Genomic DNA, 18,763 nt, shown 5'->3' with positions numbered 1-18,763 from the left:
TTCTTGGATGATTCGATGGAAAGCCGCTGCTTCAACCTCGACGCGCGCTCTCATACACCATGACACAAGGAGACACCCCATGATCAAGCTGTGCGGTTTTGCGCTGTCCAACTACTACAACAAGGTCAAGTTCGTGCTGCTCGAACATGGCATCGAGTTCGAGGAGCAGTTCGTGAAGCCGAGTCAGGAGGAAGCGCTGCTCGAGCATTCGCCGCTCGGCAAGGTGCCATATCTGCAGACCGAGCACGGCGACCTCTGCGAGTCGCAGTGCATCGTCGAATATCTGGCTGCGCGTTTTCCCGACAAGCGGATCTTCTCCGCCGATCCGTGGCAGGCCGCCAAGGAACGCGAAATGATCTTTTTCGTCGATGTACATCTCGAGCTGACAGTGCGTACTCTGTACAAGGAAGCGTTTTTCGGCGGCACGGTCAGCGACGCGACGAAAGGGCGCGTCGAGAAGCTGCTCACGCATCACATCGCCGGTTTCAAACGGATCGCGAAGTTCTCGCCGTATCTGTGCGGCGAGCAATTCAGCGTGGCGGATACCGCCGGCTACGTGAGCCTGCCGCTCGTCGGTATGGCGACACAGACCATTTACGGCCGCGATCTTCTGCTCGAAGCGGGGATCGACTGGAAGCGCTACGTGAAGACGATCAACCCGCGGCCGGCTGCGCAGCGCGTGACGGAGGATCGCAAGGCCTGTCTCGCGGCATCGCGTGCGTCCTGAGGGAATGAGCGCAGTGCCATGAAGCGCGCATGGGTGCGAAGCGCACACCCGTGCCGCGCAGCGCGATGGCAAGTAACGTGGGTTCGTTCGTGGCATCGCGCAAGGCATCCTAGAGCCGCGCGAGCCGTTCGAGCGCGGTAGCGAGCGTGCCTTCCTGCTTGGCGAAGCAGAAGCGCACCACGCCCGACTCGTGCGCCTCGTGATAGAACGCCGAGACCGGAATCGCCGCGACGCCGATTTCGCCGGTCAGCCATTGCGCGAATTCGGCTTCGGGCAGGTCGCTGATCGCCGAATAGTCGACGCACTGAAAATACGTGCCCGTGCACGGTAGCAGCCTGAAGCGCGAATTCGCGAGGCCCGCGTGGAAGAAATCGCGCTTGCGCTGATAGAACGCCGGTAGCTCCACGTACGGCGCCGGGTCTTTCATGTAATCGGCGAGGCCGATCTGCATCGGTGTGTTGACGGTGAACACGTTAAACTGGTGCACCTTGCGGAACTCGGCGGTCAGCGCAGCGGGCGCGGCCACATAGCCGACTTTCCAGCCCGTTACGTGGTAGGTCTTGCCGAAGCTCGACACGACGAAGCTGCGCTGCGCGAGTTGCGGATAACGCGCGACGCTTTCATGCGGCGCGCCGTCGTAGACCATGTGCTCGTACACCTCGTCGGACAGGATCAGCACGTTGGTGCCGCGCACGATCTCCTCGAGCTTGCGCATGTCCTGTTCGCGCCACACGGTGCCGGTGGGATTGTGCGGCGTGTTGATCATGATGAGCCGCGTCTTCGGCGTGATCGCGGCGGCGAGCTTGTCGAACGGGATCGCGTAGTCGGGTGCGTCGAGCGTGACGAAGACCGGCTTGCCACCCGCGAGTTCGATCGACGGCAGATAGCTGTCGTAGGTCGGTTCGATCACGATCACTTCGTCGCCGGGATGGACAGTGCAAAGAATCGCGGTCAGCAACGCCTGTGTGGCGCCCGCGGTCACGGTGATTTCGCTATTGGCGTCGTAGTGGCGGCCGTACAGATTCGCGATCTTGTCCGAAATCGCCTGACGCAGCGGCAGCACACCGGCCATCGGCGGATACTGGTTGTGACCGTTGCGCATCGCGTTCGCGACCGCGTCGACGATGCGCGGATCGCAGGCGAAGTCGGGAAAGCCCTGACCCAGATTCACCGCGCCTTTTTCCGCGGCGAGCGCGCTCATCACGGTGAAAATTGTCGTGCCGACGTTCGGCAGGCGAGACGGAAACGTGGGGCTCGTGGGCGTGTCGTGCGGTGCGTTCATGGCGTCGTGGGTAGCAGGGCGATAAGGTTGGCCGGTTCTCGAACTGTCGTTGCGAAGGGCGAAGCCTGATTGTAGGGAATCGCGACACGCTGTGCGCGCCGTGGGTGTCGCGTTGATCGTCAGAAGCCGCCTGACGATGAACCTTCAACATGCGCTCGGCTCAACGCGCCGCACGGACGGTCGGATTCACGCGTTGACGGGCTCGCCCCCAGCATTCTGCGCGATGCCGATTGCCGCGACGAACGGTGCCGGTTGCGCGATCCTGAAGCCGAAGTCGCGCGCGATCCGTTTCGCGAGCTTCAGCACCGCACGGTCTTTCGACACGAGCCAGTCGGCCTGCGCCGCATGCGCAAGCTCGAGAAACTTCTGATCGTCGCGATCCTTGCATTGGGGCAGCGGCCGCGCGTCGGCGGCGGACTCGGTCGGCTCACACGGCTTGACCAGTTGCGCCAGCCGCGCGACGACCGCGAGCGCAGCGGCTTTGTCGACACTGCGGTGCGCGAACTGCGGATAGTCGAGCACGTAGGCGAGCTCGGCGAGGCAGCGCGCGTCGATCAGCGCGGCGAGCGCGCCGCTTTCGAGCGCGGCGGCGATCGGCCGCGTGTGAGGGTCGTCGAATACGAGTATGTCGATCCAGACATTGGAATCGAGTACGACGCGCAACGCGCCGCTTGAGGCGAGGGAACCGGGCATTCGTTACAATCGGGCTTTCGTCTTTGACCGCCAGGCACGGCGTGCCTGCAAGCCTCTATGATAATCGTTCTGTCGCCGGCGAAATCGCTCGACTACGACACCCCGCCGCACGTCAAAAAGCACACGATCCCCGATTTCGTCGATGACGCCGCCGAACTGATCAGCGGCCTGCGCCGTTTGTCGCCGCAACAGATCGCTTCGCTGATGAGCATTTCCGATCAGCTCGCGCACCTCAATTTTCAGCGTTACGCGGACTGGTCGCCGCAATTCGGCATGCACAACGCCAAGCAGGCGGTGCTCGCTTTCAACGGCGACGTGTACGAAGGTTTCGATGCGAAGACGTTGTCGTCGGCCGATCTCGACTATGCGCAGAATCACGTGCGGGTGCTGTCGGGCCTCTACGGCCTGCTGCGTCCGCTCGATCTGCTGCAGCCGTACCGGCTCGAAATGGGCACGCGCTTCGTCAACCCGCGCGGCAAGGATCTGTACGCGTTCTGGGGCGAGCGGATCACGCACGCGTTGAACGCGCAGTTGAAGAAGAATGCGGCCACCTCGCGCGTGCTGGTCAATTGCGCATCGGGCGAATATTTCAAGTCGGTCAAGCCGAAGCTGCTCGACGCGCCGGTCGTCACGCCGGTGTTCGAAGACTGGAAGGGCGGCCGCTACAAAATCATCAGCTTCCATGCAAAACGCGCGCGCGGCTTGATGGCGCGCTTCGCGGTGGAAAATCGCCTCGATCGTCCCGAGCAGTTGAAGGACTTCGAGACCGAAGGCTACGCGTTCTGTGCCGAAGCCTCGAACGACTCCACTTTCGTATTTCGCCGCCGCGTTGCGGAATAAGCGTGCCGCTGCGCTAAAAAGGCAGCGTGAATTCAGGCAGGGAAGACTCCGATGACGTTATCGATTACGAGCAATTTCGACGCAGGCGCAGTTGATGTGTTGTCCTGCGAGGACGCCGGCAATATTCGCCTGCGCGTACGGCCCGACAGCCATGCCGAGTTCGCGCAGTGGTTCTATTTCCGCCTGTCGGGCGCGGCGGGCGAGCGCTGCGTGATGACCTTCGAGAACGCCGCCGCGTGCGCGTTCGCGGAGGGCTGGCGCGACTATCGGGCGGTCGCGAGCTACGACCGCGTGAACTGGTTTCGCGTGCCGACGTCGTACGACGGCCGCGTGCTGACGATCGACCATACGCCCGATTTCGACAGCATCTACTACGCGTACTTCGAACCGTACAGCGAGGAGCGTCATGCCGAGTTTCTCGGCGCCGTGCAGCAGATGCCGCACGCGTCGCTGACCGAACTCGGCAAGACGGTCGAAGGCCGGCCGATTTCGCTGCTCACGCTCGGCACGCCGCCCGCCAACGATGCCGCCAACGCCGCGCCCAAAAAGAACATCTGGCTGATTGCCCGGCAGCATCCGGGCGAGACGATGGCCGAATGGTTCATCGAGGGGTTCGTGAAGCGCCTCGCCGGTTGGGGCGATTGGGCGGGCGACCCGGTCGCGCGCAAGCTCTACGATCATGCGGTGTTTCACATCGTGCCGAACATGAATCCGGACGGCAGCGTGCGCGGCAATCTGCGCACCAACGCGGCCGGCGCGAACCTGAATCGCGAATGGATGGAGCCGGATGCCGCGCGCAGTCCCGAGGTGCTGGTGGTGCGCGACGCGATTCATGCGATAGGCTGCGACCTGTTCTTCGATATTCATGGCGACGAGGCATTGCCGTATGTGTTCGTCGCGGGCTCCGAAATGTTGCCGGGCTTCACCGAGCGGCAGGGCCGCGAGCAGACGGCGTTCATCGAGGCGTTCAAGCACGCGAGTCCGGATTTTCAGGACCAGTATGGCTATGCGGCGAGCAAGTATCGCGAGGATGCGTTGAAGCTCGCGTCGAAGTACATCGGCAACGAATTCGGCTGTCTGTCGTTGACGTTGGAAATGCCGTTCAAGGACAACGCAAATCTGCCCGACGAGCGGGTCGGCTGGAACGGCGAGCGCAGCGCATCGCTTGGCGCCGCAATGTTGCAAGCGATCCTGCGACACGTGGAGACGTTCGCCTGAAGAAGCGGACGGATGGACACAAAAAACGAGGCGCGCACGGCAAAAGTGCGTGCCTCGTTTTTTATTGGGGCGACTGATCGGACGATGGCGCGGCTCGATCAGCGCCAGATGTCATTGGCTCTTCTTCTTCGAGCTCTTGTTTGCCGATTTGCTCGACGTCGTGCGCGACGATTGGCCCGAGCCTGTCTTTGACGACTTCTTCGACGTCTTGCCGCCGACCGCGTGCTTGCCTTTGCCGCCTTTGTGCTTGCCCGATCCCGCGCTATGCGCGCGGTTTGGCGGTACCGGATCGTTCCAGCTGAATGCGAGCATCTGCGAGCCGACGTAGCCGCAGCGGAATTTCAGATCGGCCGGCTCGCCCGAGTTGTCCTGGCGCACGCCGACGCCCTCGACGGTGACGATGCTGTCCACCTTGACGCGCTGCTTGCCTTCGTCGAACGAGTCGTTCCATGGCGTGACCGACGAGTGCGCACTGTCGAACGAACTGGACGGGAATTCGACGTGGTCGAAAGCGGTCGACGTGCTCGCGACGAAGTTGCCATGCGCGGCGCAGTCCGCGACGAGCGGATCCGCGTGCATTTCGGTGATAAATCTTTTGACGAGGTCGTTGTGCTGTTCGAGTTGATCAGCGAGTGCGGGAGCCGCGCAGATGAGCGAGAGACTCGCTGCGCAGGCTGCCAACCGGCCGATCACCCGCAGCAACCGGCTCGGTACATTGGTGCGATCCATCTAGTTCTTTAGACGCAAATGGGAGATGAGGCAAATAAGATGCCGCGCGCAAGGGTTGAGTTCAATGTTGCTGCAAATATTCTGCCTTGTCCTGATGGGGGCGCCCGGAAAGTCTCCAGTGACGAGGCGCTGATTATCACAGATGCGCCGCAGGCGACGTCAAAGCGCGCATTCTCAGGTGCGCGGGCCGCCCAGACGATAGCGCCGCACGTCGTAGGTGGTCACCCATGCGGGACGGTAGACCGCGATCAGCGCGGTCGCCATGCCAGTGAACCATGCTTCGCCGGTGGCGAGCAGCAGCACGCTGAGCGCGTAGCCGATCGGCACCACGGTCATCGAACCGCCGGACACGACGATATGGATGCCGAGCGCTGCCGCGGCCGTCAACGACACGGCAATGGCGGGCGAAACGAAGCCCTGGCCGAAGATGAACATGAAAAGATTGCGCGGTAGCCACGCGGTGCAGATGCGCTGGAGCAAGGTCGAGATGGCGACGGGCAGGGCTCCGTACACGAGGAACGTCAGCGCGATGCCCTGCCACGGCGCATCGAAGACGACGGCGGCCAGACCCGCGACCACCGCCATCGCGATCAGGGCGAGCCCCCAGTCGAACAGCGTGACGACGAGCGTGGCGCCGAGCAGGTGCATCACGGTGCCGTCGTCGAGCCAGGCGTTGCTCGACCACAGCACCGACACCGCGACGATTATCGCGAGCCAGACATGCTGGAGCGTGCCGTCCTGAAGTCTTTTGAAAGGTTTTTTCCACAGCGCGAGCGCGATCACCATCGCAGTGGCAATCCAGCCACCGACAGCGACCCAAAACGGAAGCGGTGTGTAGAGGAAACCCATGTGTCTCATATTACTCGTTGGACGACAAAAGGTGTGAGCGGATTCCATGCCAGCCCACCCTCGACGCTGCGCGCATGCGGACGTTCCAACCCATGCGCGCGGCGTGCCCCGCGCCCCGCGTCATGCGGAACCCGGCCCGACCGACTTCCGCGCGGGCCGGCCGGGTGGGGCCTCACCGTACGACGTGGCGGGCTCCGCGGCCATCGGTAGCGCGCTGCTGGTGTCGCTGCCCGGCAACGGATACTGGAAGCGCGCACGTGTGCGGCGCCGGAGCGGAACTGGGCCAGGCTGCCCGCGGATGACCGGCCGCGCGCTGTGCTCGCCGTTGTTGCGCAGCACTTGCAAATGATTCGTGAGCCATCCGTTGTAAAGCGCGACCGCGGCGGCGCGATTGGGCGCACCAAGTTGCTGGAATATGCTCGTCAGGTGGATCTTGACCGTACCTTCGCTAATGCCGAGCGTGCGCGCGATCATCTTGTTGGTGCTGCCCATGTGCACGCAGCGCATGATCTGCTCCTGCCGCGGTGACAGCCCGCCCGAGAGTTTGTTGCGGCGGGGCGGCGGACTTTCTTCGTCGAACGTACGGATCGCGGTGTCGGTCGGCAGCGGCGGATCGATCGCCAGCGCGCCGGGCGGCACGTAGTGACCGCCGAGCAGCACCATTTCCAATGCGCGCACGATCAGGCAGGGATCGGTGTCGCGTGGAACAACGCCGAGCACACCTTCGTCCATCAGCGCGCGCACGAGCGCGGGCAAAGTCCCGTCGGTGAGCACGCTGATGCGCAGGTCCGGAAAGTGGCTGAGCAACGCGCGCACCTGCGCAACCGACATCCAGTCCTCCCAGTCGATCACGACGAGATCAGGCCGATAACGCTTGAACGGACGTTCGAGCAGACGCCATTCATCGGCTTCTGTGAAGCGTGCCAGCCGGTCGATCTGCCGCAGCAAGGCCTTGAGTCCATCACGTCGTTCTGCGTTTGAATTGAGAATCGCGAAGCGCATGCATGTCTCCAGATGTATCGGGCGAAATGGCGCGACGCATCTGTGGGACTCGTGGAGCTGACTCGATCACGGCGATGCGTCACCGTGCCTATGATGACAAATTCCCTTCGTTTTGACGGCTGTCCAAAAGGCATAAGAAATGCGGACAATCAACAAAAAAGCCCCGTGTATACGGGGCTTTTTTGCGATAAGGCAGGGATGACGACTTCGAAATCAATGGAAATGGGGTTGCGCGGGCTCGGCGTCTTCGGGCATTTCCGCGTGGACGATTTCGCCGAGCGGGTCCGCATACAGCGGCACGCCGCAGTCGTCGCAATATTCCGGCTCGAAGCGGCCCGCGTGGCGGCGCACATCCGTGATGCCGGTTTCCTTGAGCAGCGCGACGATTTCCTCGAGCGGTTCGTCCGAGCCGGTGATTTCCTCCGGCTCCTCGTCGATGCCCGCCTCGCCGTTTTCGCGGCCGTAGAGTGGCCACACGACACCGTAGATCACGTCGTTGCTGCCCTTGCGCGTGAAGCCGACGCGGTACTCGTCGATGCGCCGTTCGCCGAAGCCGGCGACCACCGCGCGCAGATCCTGCGGCGCCGCGCCAATAGTGTCGAAAAGATAACGCACGGCGGTACGCACGGTGTGCGGACGCACACTTTCATCGGCGTCGCGGCACGCCGAGTAGTACGCATCCGGCAGCAGACATTCGAATTCGCAGCCCGGCAGCACGACCGACAGATTCGCGCCGCCTTGGGTGGCCCATTGTTCGAGACATTGGCCGCGCTCGATGCGAGCGCCGTGCTCTTCTTCCTGCCAGCGGAACGTCGCGTCGCCGACGGGAGCGGCGACTACGGCGAGCAGAAAGCGCGGGTCCGCCAGAATCGGCGAGGTCTCCGGCAGTTCGCCGAAATTGAGCTTCGCGTTGCCGCCGCTGACCGCGGCTTGCGCAAGTTGCTGGGCGATGCGCCACGTTTCGACGTGATGGCGCGGCAACTGGTCGATGCTGAACAGGAACGGAGCCATTGCCACGCGCGTGTTGGCGGCGAGCACGTGCGCTTGCAGGTGTGCGCGCAGGGCGTCGGCGGCGTCGGACTTGAGCGGGCCGGACGGAATCACGTAGCGGGTCCAGGCGAGCACAGGCGCGGCGATCAGCAGCGCTTCATAAGACACGCCTTCATATTCGATCACGAACGATTCGCTGTGCGTTTCCGCCATGTCGGCCAGCGCGCCGTAGGCATCCGGATGGTTTTGCTGCAGATGGTCGAGCGCGGCGTCTAGCGTAGTCTGGTTGGCGTTGCGCACGACTTTGGCCAGCAGCGCGTCGAGCTTCGCTTCCCAGAAGCGATCTTCGGTACGGCTGCCCGAGGCGAAAAGCGCGAGCGAGAGACCGACGAGCTTGTCGGCGTCGGGAGGGAGACGTTTGGTGATTCGCGAGCGCATAAATCCAGAAAAATTGGGGGCACGGAACCTTATATTCTAGTCTTTTCCAGGCAGCTATATGGATTGGCCAGCAATCTCCGGGCAATTTGGGCGCTTTCATCTCAAAAAATGCGGTCGCCACCGGCACAGTCGCAAGCGACTCGCAACACCCTGGCGGGATGGTATAAGACACCCCGGACGCCCAACTCGCTTCTATACTGACGGCGTTCAGCGGGCGCCTGACGGGCGTGTGTCATGTCATTGCCACGGTCTGGTGCAATAGGAGATTCATCGTGAAATCTGACCAACTGATCGAGCGACTTGCCGCGGTATTCGCATTGATTGTGCTCGTGGGTGGGTCGTTGCTGGTGCTGGCGCCATTTACGACCGCGCTGCTGTGGGGCGCCATCCTCAGCTACAGTTCCTGGGGACTCTACCGGCGACTCACCGGCGTGGTCGGCGGGCGGCGCAAGCTGGCCGCGACCTTGATCGTGCTGATTATTCTGGTCGTGGTGCTCGGGCCGTTCGTCTATGCGGGTTTCGCGTTCGGCGCGCATGTTCACGACATCGTTGCGCTGGTGCAAAGACTTTTCGAGTCGGGGTTGCCCGATTTGCCGCCGTGGGTGCAGCGGATCCCGCTGGTTGGTTCGAGCATCGAGGCCTTTTGGGAGCGCTTGACCAGCAGCAATTCCGAGTTGATCGCGCAATTGCACACGCTCGCCGCGCCGGCTGGGAAGTGGATTCTGGCGGCGGCGCTTGCGGTGACGCATGGGCTGGGGCTGCTGGCGTTGAGCATCGTGCTCGCGTTCTTCTTTTATACCGGTGGCGAGGGGGCGGCCGCCTGGCTGAACGCCGGCATGCGTCGAGTAGCCGGTGAGCGCGCCGGGTATCTGCTGGCGCTGGCGGGCAGCACGGTGAAGGGGGTGGTCTACGGGATTCTTGGTACGGCCCTCGTACAGGCGGTTCTCGCGGGATTCGGTTTCTGGATGGCGGGCGTACCGGCGCCGGCGTTGCTCGGGCTCGTGACTTTTTTTCTGTCGGTGGTGCCGGGCGGTCCGGTCATTGTCTGGTTGCCGGCAGCGATCTGGCTGTATCAGGGCGGGTCGACTGGATGGGCGATTTTTGTGGTCATATGGGGCCTGCTGGTAGTCGGCATGGCCGACAACGTCATCAAGCCGATCCTGATTGGCAAAAACAGTGACATGCCGTTGATTCTGGTGATGCTCGGCATCCTCGGCGGCGCGTTTGCGTTTGGTTTTCTTGGTGTTTTCATCGGCCCGACGTTGCTGGCGGTCGCTTATACCGTGCTGCATGATTGGACGATCGGCGCATGCGCCGCCCAGACGCTGGCGCCCGAAGTGAAAACCCCATCGATAGACGATCCGGGCCGTATGGGAAAGATCCCCTAAGGAAAACCCCAGGATTTCGCTTGCAAGTTCGGGCTGCGGCGACTGGAATTCCGGTCTTTCGCGCTCCGGACGCCGGGGTGCGGAGAAGCGGGAAGCCTTTGATGGCGTGGGCTTCGGCGGCGTGGGCAGGTTAGGCGAGTGATAAAAACCTGTTGACGATCCGGTGGAAGTTCTCCATAATCCCGTTTCTCTGCTGCAGACGCAGCGACGCAAACGAAGCGGTGCCGGGTAGTGGTGGTTCAGGCGCGGCGGGTTTGGCGGACCGATCTTTAAAAACTAACAGTCGATAAGTGTGGGCGCTTGATGCGGAATGCGGCGGCGGATTCTCCGGAGTCTGCTGTCAGGCAGAAGTATCAGAAGCCTCACACAGTATTAGAGGAAGGTTTGTCTGTCGAAAGACGGATCAATCATCGTCAGTACGTTGAGTGAGCGACCGGGTTCGAGAGAGCCCGAACACAGTAACAGGTTTGAACTGAAGAGTTTGATCCTGGCTCAGATTGAACGCTGGCGGCATGCCTTACACATGCAAGTCGAACGGCAGCACGGACTTCGGTCTGGTGGCGAGTGGCGAACGGGTGAGTAATACATCGGAACGTGTCCTGGAGTGGGGGATAGCCCGGCGAAAGCCGGATTAATACCGCATACGCTCGGGAGAGGAAAGCGGGGGATCTTTCGGGACCTCGCGCTCAAGGGGCGGCCGATGGCAGATTAGGTAGTTGGTGGGGTAAAGGCCTACCAAGCCGACGATCTGTAGCTGGTCTGAGAGGACGACCAGCCACACTGGGACTGAGACACGGCCCAGACTCCTACGGGAGGCAGCAGTGGGGAATTTTGGACAATGGGCGCAAGCCTGATCCAGCAATGCCGCGTGTGTGAAGAAGGCCTTCGGGTTGTAAAGCACTTTTGTCCGGAAAGAAAACCTCGTGGCTAATATCCGTGAGGGATGACGGTACCGGAAGAATAAGCACCGGCTAACTACGTGCCAGCAGCCGCGGTAATACGTAGGGTGCGAGCGTTAATCGGAATTACTGGGCGTAAAGCGTGCGCAGGCGGTGCTGTAAGACCGATGTGAAATCCCCGGGCTTAACCTGGGAACTGCATTGGTGACTGCAGCGCTGGAGTATGGCAGAGGGGGGTGGAATTCCACGTGTAGCAGTGAAATGCGTAGAGATGTGGAGGAACACCGATGGCGAAGGCAGCCCCCTGGGCCAATACTGACGCTCATGCACGAAAGCGTGGGGAGCAAACAGGATTAGATACCCTGGTAGTCCACGCCCTAAACGATGTCAACTGGTTGTCGGGCCTTCATTGGCTTGGTAACGTAGCTAACGCGTGAAGTTGACCGCCTGGGGAGTACGGTCGCAAGATTAAAACTCAAAGGAATTGACGGGGACCCGCACAAGCGGTGGATGATGTGGATTAATTCGATGCAACGCGAAAAACCTTACCTACCCTTGACATGTATGGAATCCTGCCGAGAGGCGGGAGTGCCCGAAAGGGAGCCATAACACAGGTGCTGCATGGCTGTCGTCAGCTCGTGTCGTGAGATGTTGGGTTAAGTCCCGCAACGAGCGCAACCCTTGTCCCTAGTTGCTACGCAAGAGCACTCCAGGGAGACTGCCGGTGACAAACCGGAGGAAGGTGGGGATGACGTCAAGTCCTCATGGCCCTTATGGGTAGGGCTTCACACGTCATACAATGGTCGGAACAGAGGGTTGCCAAGCCGCGAGGTGGAGCCAATCCCAGAAAACCGATCGTAGTCCGGATCGCACTCTGCAACTCGGGTGCGTGAAGCTGGAATCGCTAGTAATCGCGGATCAGCATGCCGCGGTGAATACGTTCCCGGGTCTTGTACACACCGCCCGTCACACCATGGGAGTGGGTTTTACCAGAAGTGGCTAGTCTAACCGCAAGGAGGACGGTCACCACGGTAGGATTCATGACTGGGGTGAAGTCGTAACAAGGTAGCCGTATCGGAAGGTGCGGCTGGATCACCTCCTTTCCAGAGCTGTGCATTCATCGCACTCAAGTGCTCACGCTTATCGGCTGTGGTTAGAAGAAACGCAGGCAGGCTCAGGGGTCTGTAGCTCAGCCGGTTAGAGCACCGTCTTGATAAGGCGGGGGTCGATGGTTCGAATCCATCCAGACCCACCAGTGTCTTGTCTGGTGAGCTGAAGGGCTGGGGCCGCTGGAGTATCTGTGAGACTGGGGGATTAGCTCAGCTGGGAGAGCACCTGCTTTGCAAGCAGGGGGTCGTCGGTTCGATCCCGTCATCCTCCACCAATCCTCAATGCCAAGGGTTCAGCACGAAGTGATGCTGAGTACTTTGCATTGGCGATTGAGCCAGTCAGAGCGGTATGAGGCACAGGCTTCATACCGGCTGCCGTTCTTTAACAATCAGGAAGAAGTAGTAAAGAGATTCACGAAAGGCACCTGGAGATGGGTGCGGAGTAGGTGAATCAGGGTTGTGATTGTATCGATGTATTTTAAAGGTGATCGAGAGATTGCTTTGGAATACGGCGCAACACGAATACTCAACCTGTAGCGAGTGCGTCTATCCCCTGCGGGGATGGGACCCACGTAAGCGCTAAAGCGCTAGCGTGGGTCGACACAGAGACACACCCGTTATAGGGTCAAGCGAACAAGTGCATGTGGTGGATGCCTTGGCGATCACAGGCGATGAAGGACGCGGTAGCCTGCGAAAAGCTCCGGGGAGCTGGCAAACGAGCATTGATCCGGAGATGTCCGAATGGGGAAACCCACTCCTAATGGAGTATCCGTAGCTGAATCCATAGGCTACGTGAGGCGAACGCGGTGAACTGAAACATCTAAGTAACCGCAGGAAAAGAAATCAACCGAGATTCCCAGAGTAGTGGCGAGCGAAATGGGATCAGCCGGTACACGTTATCTGTATTGTTAGTCGAACGCTCTGGAAAGTGCGGCCATAGCAGGTGATAGCCCTGTAGACGAAAACAGCATGGAAGAACTGGGTGTACGAGAAGTAGGGCGGGACACGTGAAATCCTGTCTGAAGATGGGGGGACCATCCTCCAAGGCTAAATACTCGTGATCGACCGATAGTGAACCAGTACCGTGAGGGAAAGGCGAAAAGAACCCCGGGAGGGGAGTGAAACAGATCCTGAAACCGCATGCATACAAACAGTCGGAGCCTCTGCGAAGGGGTGACGGCGTACCTTTTGTATAATGGGTCAGCGACTTACATTCAGTGGCGAGCTTAACCGATTAGGGCAGGCGTAGCGAAAGCGAGTCCGAACAGGGCGTCCAGTCGCTGGGTGTAGACCCGAAACCAGGTGATCTATCCATGGCCAGGTTGAAGGCACGGTAACACGTGCTGGAGGACCGAACCCACTAACGTTGAAAAGTTAGGGGATGAGCTGTGGATAGGGGTGAAAGGCTAAACAAACCTGGAAATAGCTGGTTCTCTCCGAAAACTATTTAGGTAGTGCCTCGTGTATCACCTTCGGGGGTAGAGCACTGTCATGGTTGTGGGGTCCATTGCGGATTACTACGCCATAGCAAACTCCGAATACCGAAGAGTGCAATCACGGGAGACAGACATCGGGTGCTAACGTCCGGTGTCAAGAGGGAAACAACCCAGACCGCCAGCTAAGGTCCCCAAATATGGCTAAGTGGGAAACGAAGTGGGAAGGCTAAAACAGTCAGGAGGTTGGCTTAGAAGCAGCCACCCTTTAAAGAAAGCGTAATAGCTCACTGATCGAGTCGTCCTGCGCGGAAGATGTAACGGGGCTAAGCCATATACCGAAGCTGCGGATGCACAGTAATGTGCATGGTAGGAGAGCGTTCCGTAAGCCTGCGAAGGTGCACTGGAAAGTGTGCTGGAGGTATCGGAAGTGCGAATGCTGACATGAGTAGCGATAAAGGGGGTGAAAGGCCCCCTCGCCGTAAGCCCAAGGTTTCCTACGCAACGTTCATCGGCGTAGGGTGAGTCGGCCCCTAAGGCGAGGCAGAAATGCGTAGCTGATGGGAAGCAGATTAATATTTCTGCACCATTGTGAAATGCGATGGGGGGACGGATCGCGGAAGGTTGTCCGGGTGTTGGAAGTCCCGGTCCTTGCATTGGAGAAGGCGCTTTGGCAAATCCGGGCGCAGAATTCAAGGGTGCGAGGCGAGCCACTTCGGTGGCGAAGCAACTGGAAGGGGTTCCAGGAAAAGCCTCTAAGCTTCAGTTTCACAGTGACCGTACCGCAAACCGACACAGGTGGGCGAGATGAGTATTCTAAGGCGCTTGAGAGAACTCGGGAGAAGGAACTCGGCAAATTGGTACCGTAACTTCGGGATAAGGTACGCCCTCATAGCCTGACTGGCCTGCGCCAGAAGGGTGAAAGGGTTGCAATAAACTGGTGGCTGCGACTGTTTAATAAAAACACAGCACTCTGCAAACACGAAAGTGGACGTATAGGGTGTGACGCCTGCCCGGTGCCGGAAGATTAAATGATGGGGTGCAAGCTCCTGATTGAAGTCCCGGTAAACGGCGGCCGTAACTATAACGGTCCTAAGGTAGCGAAATTCCTTGTCGGGTAAGTTCCGACCTGCACGAATGGCGTAACGATGGCCACACTGTCTCCTCCCGAGACTCAGCGAAGTTGAAGTGTTTGTGATGATGCAATCTCCCCGCGGCTAGACGGAAAGACCCCATGAACCTTTACTGCAGCTTTGCATTGGACTTTGAACCGGTCTGTGTAGGATAGGTGGGAGGCTATGAAGTTGGGACGCCAGTCTCAATGGAGCCGTCCTTGAAATACCACCCTGATCTGTTTGAGGTTCTAACCTTGGCCCGTGATCCGGGTCGGGGACAGTGCATGGTAGGCAGTTTGACTGGGGCGGTCTCCTCCCAAAGTGTAACGGAGGAGTACGAAGGTACGCTAGGTACGGTCGGAAATCGTGCTGATAGTGCAATGGCATAAGCGTGCTTGACTGTGAGACTGACAAGTCGAACAGGTGCGAAAGCAGGTCATAGTGATCCGGTGGTTCTGTATGGAAGGGCCATCGCTCAACGGATAAAAGGTACTCTGGGGATAACAGGCTGATACCGCCCAAGAGTTCATATCGACGGCGGTGTTTGGCACCTCGATGTCGGCTCATCTCATCCTGGGGCTGTAGCCGGTCCCAAGGGTATGGCTGTTCGCCATTTAAAGAGGTACGTGAGCTGGGTTTAAAACGTCGTGAGACAGTTTGGTCCCTATCTGCCGTGGGCGCTGGATATTTGAAGGGGGCTGCTCCTAGTACGAGAGGACCAGAGTGGACGAACCTCTGGTGTACCGGTTGTCACGCCAGTGGCATCGCCGGGTAGCTATGTTCGGAAGAGATAACCGCTGAAAGCATCTAAGCGGGAAACTCGCCTTAAGATGAGATATCCCCGGGGCTTCGAGCCCCTTGAAGGGTCGTTCAAGACCAGGACGTTGATAGGTCAGGTGTGCACGTACAGTAATGTACTGAGCTAACTGATACTAATTGCCCGTAAGGCTTGATCCTATAACAGGTGTGTCTCGACCCGCGTGAGTGCTTCAGCACTTACGCGGGTCCGATCCCCGAAGGGGATTTGTGTGACCTCCCGCGGGAGCTCACAGAAACGCACGGTTGGGATTCAGTGTTGTGCCAGAAACAACACAACCCCCACACACTCGAATCCTTTACGCTTCTTCCCGATTGGCTGTGGCGCAACCGGTTGACTCCAGCCCTGCGACGCAGCAACCCGTCATGCCTGATGACCATAGCGAGTCGGCCCCACCCCTTCCCATCCCGAACAGGACCGTGAAACGACTCCACGCCGATGATAGTGCGGATTGCCCGTGTGAAAGTAGGTAATCGTCAGGCTCCCCTCCAGTCAGAAACCCCACCCGCCGCGGTGGGGTTTTTGCGTTTACGCGGCCCAAATCAACAGCAACATGCTCGACCGAGCACGAACAACAAGCGTGGTCGGACGCCGTTGCCAGCCACTGCCAAAAGTAGCCTGTTGATCGACGCGTTTTTGCGCATACGACCTGCGCACAAACAAGCGTCTAGCTCGTCCCGAGCGCTGCTCGGTGGCGTTCCCGCGCTCGACGCTAGCCTCCCGCACGTATCTAAGGACACAAGGACTCTCTTACTATATCGGATAGTCTTATGCGTATCAGTAAGCCAAATCACTACGTGGAAAGGGCGGTTTCAAGGTCGAAGCGCAATGGCGGGTTTAATTGTAGTGGTCAAGTTATTTCGGACAGGCTGATAGGTTCTTTTACTGTCGGTTTTGCCTCGTAGGCAACGGGCGACGGATAGCCCAAAGTCGAATGCAAGCGTACTGCGTTGTAAAAACCGACGATGTACTGGTTGATGTCGCGCCGTGCTTCATCGTGGTTGGCGTACTGACCGGTGAAAGACGATCAACAGGTTCAGCAGAAACTCGCCGCCCTGAAGTCCCTGCTCATCAAGTTGCCTATACACCGATTGCTGCTCGATGCTCTTGACCGGCACGTAACGCATGTTCGGCCCCGCGACTGCCTCGCAGATTGCCTCAGCATCCGCCGCGTCATTCTTGTTCGTCTTGACGTACGGTTTGACAAACTGCGGTGCAATCAGTCGGACCATATGGCCCATGGCCTGCAGCTTGCGAGCCCCAATAGTGCGCAGGCGGGGAGGTTGGCTGTGGCGCGACAATCTGGATGAGAGACGCGCGACAATCAAGTTGAGAATGTCGCGGTAGGGATGATGATGCCGACGTTGATTGACGCTGGCAAGCGTTTATTGATTGACGCGCGCGACAATCAAGCTGATGGTTGCTCTTCGGTCGTTTAGGATTGCTGTGTGACGCGTGACGCTGCAGGTATTCTGGCCGCGCGACAATCAGGATAAGAATGTGGTGGCGTGCGTGATGACGCCGATGTTGATTGACGCCGGCGAGCTTTGCCTGCCAGCCGCGCGTCAATCTGGATGAGAACAGCGCGTCAGTCGGTGAGGTCGATGCCGTAACGCGTGATGATCGCCTTGAGCACGCGCTTTACGCTCTCGCGTTTGATCTCGATGAGCATCGTCGAAGTGCAACTGGATTCCAGTGCAGCCAGTGCGTCACCGAGCAGGGCCAGCAAAGTAACGCGTGACGCGATGGCTTCCTCGCCAATGGCGTCAATCACGGTCCGTTTGCGCCGCAAACGATACGCGCGTTGCCGTTGCGCTCCCGTGAGTGCGCGGGGCGTCGCCATCGCACTGTCAGATGTGTCGTCACCCGTTACGCCTGTGGGCTGCGAATTGCCCGTCATTGCTGATCCTCCTGTTTCGGCGGCACGCCGACGTTCTTTGGTGTCGCTATGCTGGCCGGGCGTCCCGGTCCCTGTTGCTTGCGCTGCAGGGCGGTACGGCGACGGTAGCTTTCGACGTTCTGAAGTTGACCCGCAAAAACGGACATCTATCCTTTGGAGAAGGAGGTGCCGATTATGGCCAAGCATCGTACCCCGTACCCGGCGGAATTTCGGGCGCAAATGGTCGGGCTGGTGAAGGCCGGACGCAGGCCGGAGGAACTGGAAAAGGAGTTCGAGCCGACTGCACAGACCATCTACAACTGGGTGGCGCAGGCTGATCGCGACACAGGTGTGCGGCATGACGGTCTGACCACAGCCGAACGCCAGGAGCTCACACGGTTGCGTCGCGAAGTCCGGCAACTGAAGATGGAGCGCGACATACTCTCTCACGCGGCAGCCTGGTTCGCGAGGGAGACGGGATCCATTCCACCGAAGGGCGGTACGGATTCGTGAAAGCGAACCGGGCCCGCTGGCCCATCGCGATGATGGCACGGCTGCTCGGCGTCTCGACGAGCGGCTATTACACGTGGCTGGTGCGGGAGCCCGCGATGCGCACGCGTAGCGATGCGCAACTGCTCGCGCATATCCGCACGCTCCATGCAAGCTCGCGCGGCACGTATGGGGCACCGCGTATTCATGCGCAACTCGCGCGCGAAGGCGTACACGTGGGGCGCAAGCGGGTGGCGCGCCTCATGCGTATGGCGGGTCTGTGCGGGGCAAGCCGGCGGCGCTGGCCGCGCACCACACGGCCACGCGCAGGCGCCCGGCGTGCGCCTGATCTGGTGCGCCGGCACTTCAGTGCCGAGGCGACAAACGTGCTGTGGGTCGCAGACGCGACCTATGTACCCACGGGTGAAGGATTCCTCTATCTGGCGGTTGTGCTGGATGTATTCAGCCGTCGCGTCGTCGGCTGGGCGATGTCCAACCATCTGTACACCGAACTGATGTTGCGGGCGTTTGACATGGCGTTGCAGCAGCGACGCCATGACGGTGTGATTCTACATTCCGATCAAGGCTGTCAATACACCTCCATTGCCTTCGGGCGGCGCTGCCGAGAAGCCGGCGTACAACCGTCGATGGGGACCACCGGCGACGCTTATGACAACGCGATGTGCGAGTCATTCTTCGGCACGCTCGAAGCCGAACTGCTCTGTCGCGAACACTTCGCGACCCACGAACAGGCAAGGCGGCGTCTGTTCTCGTTTCTGGAGAGCTGGTACAACATACGCCGCCTCCACAGCAGCATCGGCCACTGTTCGCCGCTCGAATTCGAAAACCTGCATGCGCAAAATCAA

General features: G+C 59.9%; 12 protein-coding genes, 2 tRNA genes, 3 rRNA genes and 2 pseudogenes. 10 read left to right on the top strand and 9 right to left on the bottom strand.

Features of this window, described 5'->3' with window-relative positions; translation table 11 throughout:
• Positions 1-79 precede the first annotated feature (79 nt).
• Positions 80-727 carry a glutathione S-transferase gene (locus OKW38_RS13240; protein ID WP_429361824.1) on the top strand — a complete coding sequence of 216 codons (648 nt, stop codon included), beginning with the start codon at positions 80-82 and terminating at the stop codon, positions 725-727.
• Positions 728-836: 109 nt separating this feature from the next.
• Here OKW38_RS13240 and OKW38_RS13235 read toward each other — a convergent pair whose 3' ends face one another.
• Both OKW38_RS13235 and OKW38_RS13230 read right to left on the bottom strand, forming a co-directional pair.
• Positions 837-2,009 (bottom strand): pyridoxal phosphate-dependent aminotransferase, encoded by a 1,173-nt coding sequence (locus OKW38_RS13235; RefSeq protein ID WP_429361823.1) that lies wholly within the window; start codon positions 2,007-2,009, stop codon positions 837-839.
• A 186-nt stretch (positions 2,010-2,195) separates the two neighbouring features.
• Positions 2,196-2,702 (bottom strand): putative toxin-antitoxin system toxin component, PIN family, encoded by a 507-nt coding sequence (locus tag OKW38_RS13230; RefSeq protein WP_429361822.1) that lies wholly within the window; start codon positions 2,700-2,702, stop codon positions 2,196-2,198.
• Between the two features lie 57 nt (positions 2,703-2,759).
• On the opposite strand from OKW38_RS13230, the gene yaaA reads away from it, so the two are divergent.
• Both yaaA and OKW38_RS13220 read left to right on the top strand, forming a co-directional pair.
• On the top strand, positions 2,760-3,542 hold the full coding sequence (yaaA, locus tag OKW38_RS13225) for a peroxide stress protein YaaA (protein ID WP_429346865.1): 783 nt from the start codon (positions 2,760-2,762) through the stop codon (positions 3,540-3,542).
• 51 nt (positions 3,543-3,593) lie between these two features.
• Positions 3,594-4,760 (top strand): M14 family metallopeptidase, encoded by a 1,167-nt coding sequence (locus tag OKW38_RS13220; protein WP_429361820.1) that lies wholly within the window; start codon positions 3,594-3,596, stop codon positions 4,758-4,760.
• 111 nt (positions 4,761-4,871) lie between these two features.
• Here the strand turns inward: OKW38_RS13220 and OKW38_RS13215 are convergent, their stop codons facing one another.
• The 4 genes from OKW38_RS13215 to OKW38_RS13200 form a co-directional block, all read right to left on the bottom strand.
• The gene (locus OKW38_RS13215; protein ID WP_429361819.1) at positions 4,872-5,489 is read right to left on the bottom strand and encodes a BspC domain-containing protein; all 618 of its coding nucleotides are present in this window, start codon (positions 5,487-5,489) and stop codon (positions 4,872-4,874) included.
• A 174-nt stretch (positions 5,490-5,663) separates the two neighbouring features.
• Positions 5,664-6,338 carry an energy-coupling factor ABC transporter permease gene (locus OKW38_RS13210; RefSeq protein WP_184028785.1) on the bottom strand — a complete coding sequence of 225 codons (675 nt, stop codon included), beginning with the start codon at positions 6,336-6,338 and terminating at the stop codon, positions 5,664-5,666.
• 120 nt (positions 6,339-6,458) lie between these two features.
• Positions 6,459-7,340, bottom strand: coding sequence for a response regulator transcription factor (locus tag OKW38_RS13205; protein ID WP_090803814.1), 882 nt, complete (start codon positions 7,338-7,340; stop codon positions 6,459-6,461).
• A 213-nt stretch (positions 7,341-7,553) separates the two neighbouring features.
• On the bottom strand, positions 7,554-8,768 hold the full coding sequence (locus tag OKW38_RS13200) for a DUF2863 family protein (protein WP_429336052.1): 1,215 nt from the start codon (positions 8,766-8,768) through the stop codon (positions 7,554-7,556).
• A gap of 272 nt (positions 8,769-9,040) precedes the next feature.
• Between OKW38_RS13200 and OKW38_RS13195 the strand changes: the two genes are divergently transcribed.
• From OKW38_RS13195 to rrf, 6 genes are all read left to right on the top strand, one after another.
• Complete coding sequence (locus OKW38_RS13195; protein ID WP_429361817.1) at positions 9,041-10,156, top strand: AI-2E family transporter; 1,116 nt, start codon at positions 9,041-9,043, stop codon at positions 10,154-10,156.
• A gap of 469 nt (positions 10,157-10,625) precedes the next feature.
• Positions 10,626-12,158: ribosomal RNA gene (locus OKW38_RS13190) — 16S ribosomal RNA — on the top strand.
• A gap of 75 nt (positions 12,159-12,233) precedes the next feature.
• A tRNA-Ile gene (locus tag OKW38_RS13185) sits at positions 12,234-12,310 on the top strand.
• A 53-nt stretch (positions 12,311-12,363) separates the two neighbouring features.
• Positions 12,364-12,439 (top strand) — tRNA-Ala (locus tag OKW38_RS13180).
• Between the two features lie 348 nt (positions 12,440-12,787).
• A 23S ribosomal RNA gene (locus OKW38_RS13175) occupies positions 12,788-15,669 on the top strand.
• Positions 15,670-15,897: 228 nt separating this feature from the next.
• Positions 15,898-16,011: ribosomal RNA gene (gene rrf, locus OKW38_RS13170) — 5S ribosomal RNA — on the top strand.
• The 16S, 23S and 5S rRNA genes sit together here with 2 tRNA genes alongside, the layout of an rRNA operon.
• Before the next feature lie 368 nt (positions 16,012-16,379).
• Here rrf and OKW38_RS13165 read toward each other — a convergent pair.
• The 3 genes and pseudogenes from OKW38_RS13165 to OKW38_RS13155 form a co-directional block, all read right to left on the bottom strand.
• On the bottom strand, positions 16,380-16,496 hold the full coding sequence (locus OKW38_RS13165) for a hypothetical protein (protein ID WP_429363737.1): 117 nt from the start codon (positions 16,494-16,496) through the stop codon (positions 16,380-16,382).
• Between the two features lie 118 nt (positions 16,497-16,614).
• Positions 16,615-16,801, bottom strand: a pseudogene (locus OKW38_RS13160) (IS110 family transposase); the annotation flags it as partial.
• A 316-nt stretch (positions 16,802-17,117) separates the two neighbouring features.
• Positions 17,118-17,429 carry a hypothetical protein gene (locus OKW38_RS13155; RefSeq protein WP_429361816.1) on the bottom strand — a complete coding sequence of 104 codons (312 nt, stop codon included), beginning with the start codon at positions 17,427-17,429 and terminating at the stop codon, positions 17,118-17,120.
• A gap of 174 nt (positions 17,430-17,603) precedes the next feature.
• Here OKW38_RS13155 and OKW38_RS13150 point away from each other — a divergent pair.
• Positions 17,604-18,751 (top strand): annotated as a pseudogene (locus OKW38_RS13150) (IS3 family transposase); the annotation flags it as partial.
• Positions 18,752-18,763: the final 12 nt, after the last annotated feature.

The sequence above is a fragment of the Paraburkholderia sp. MM5496-R1 genome, assembly GCF_050436205.1.
In the GTDB taxonomy this organism is placed as follows: Bacteria; Pseudomonadota; Gammaproteobacteria; order Burkholderiales; family Burkholderiaceae; genus Paraburkholderia; species Paraburkholderia tuberum.
This window is presented reverse-complemented; position numbering and strand designations above follow the sequence as displayed.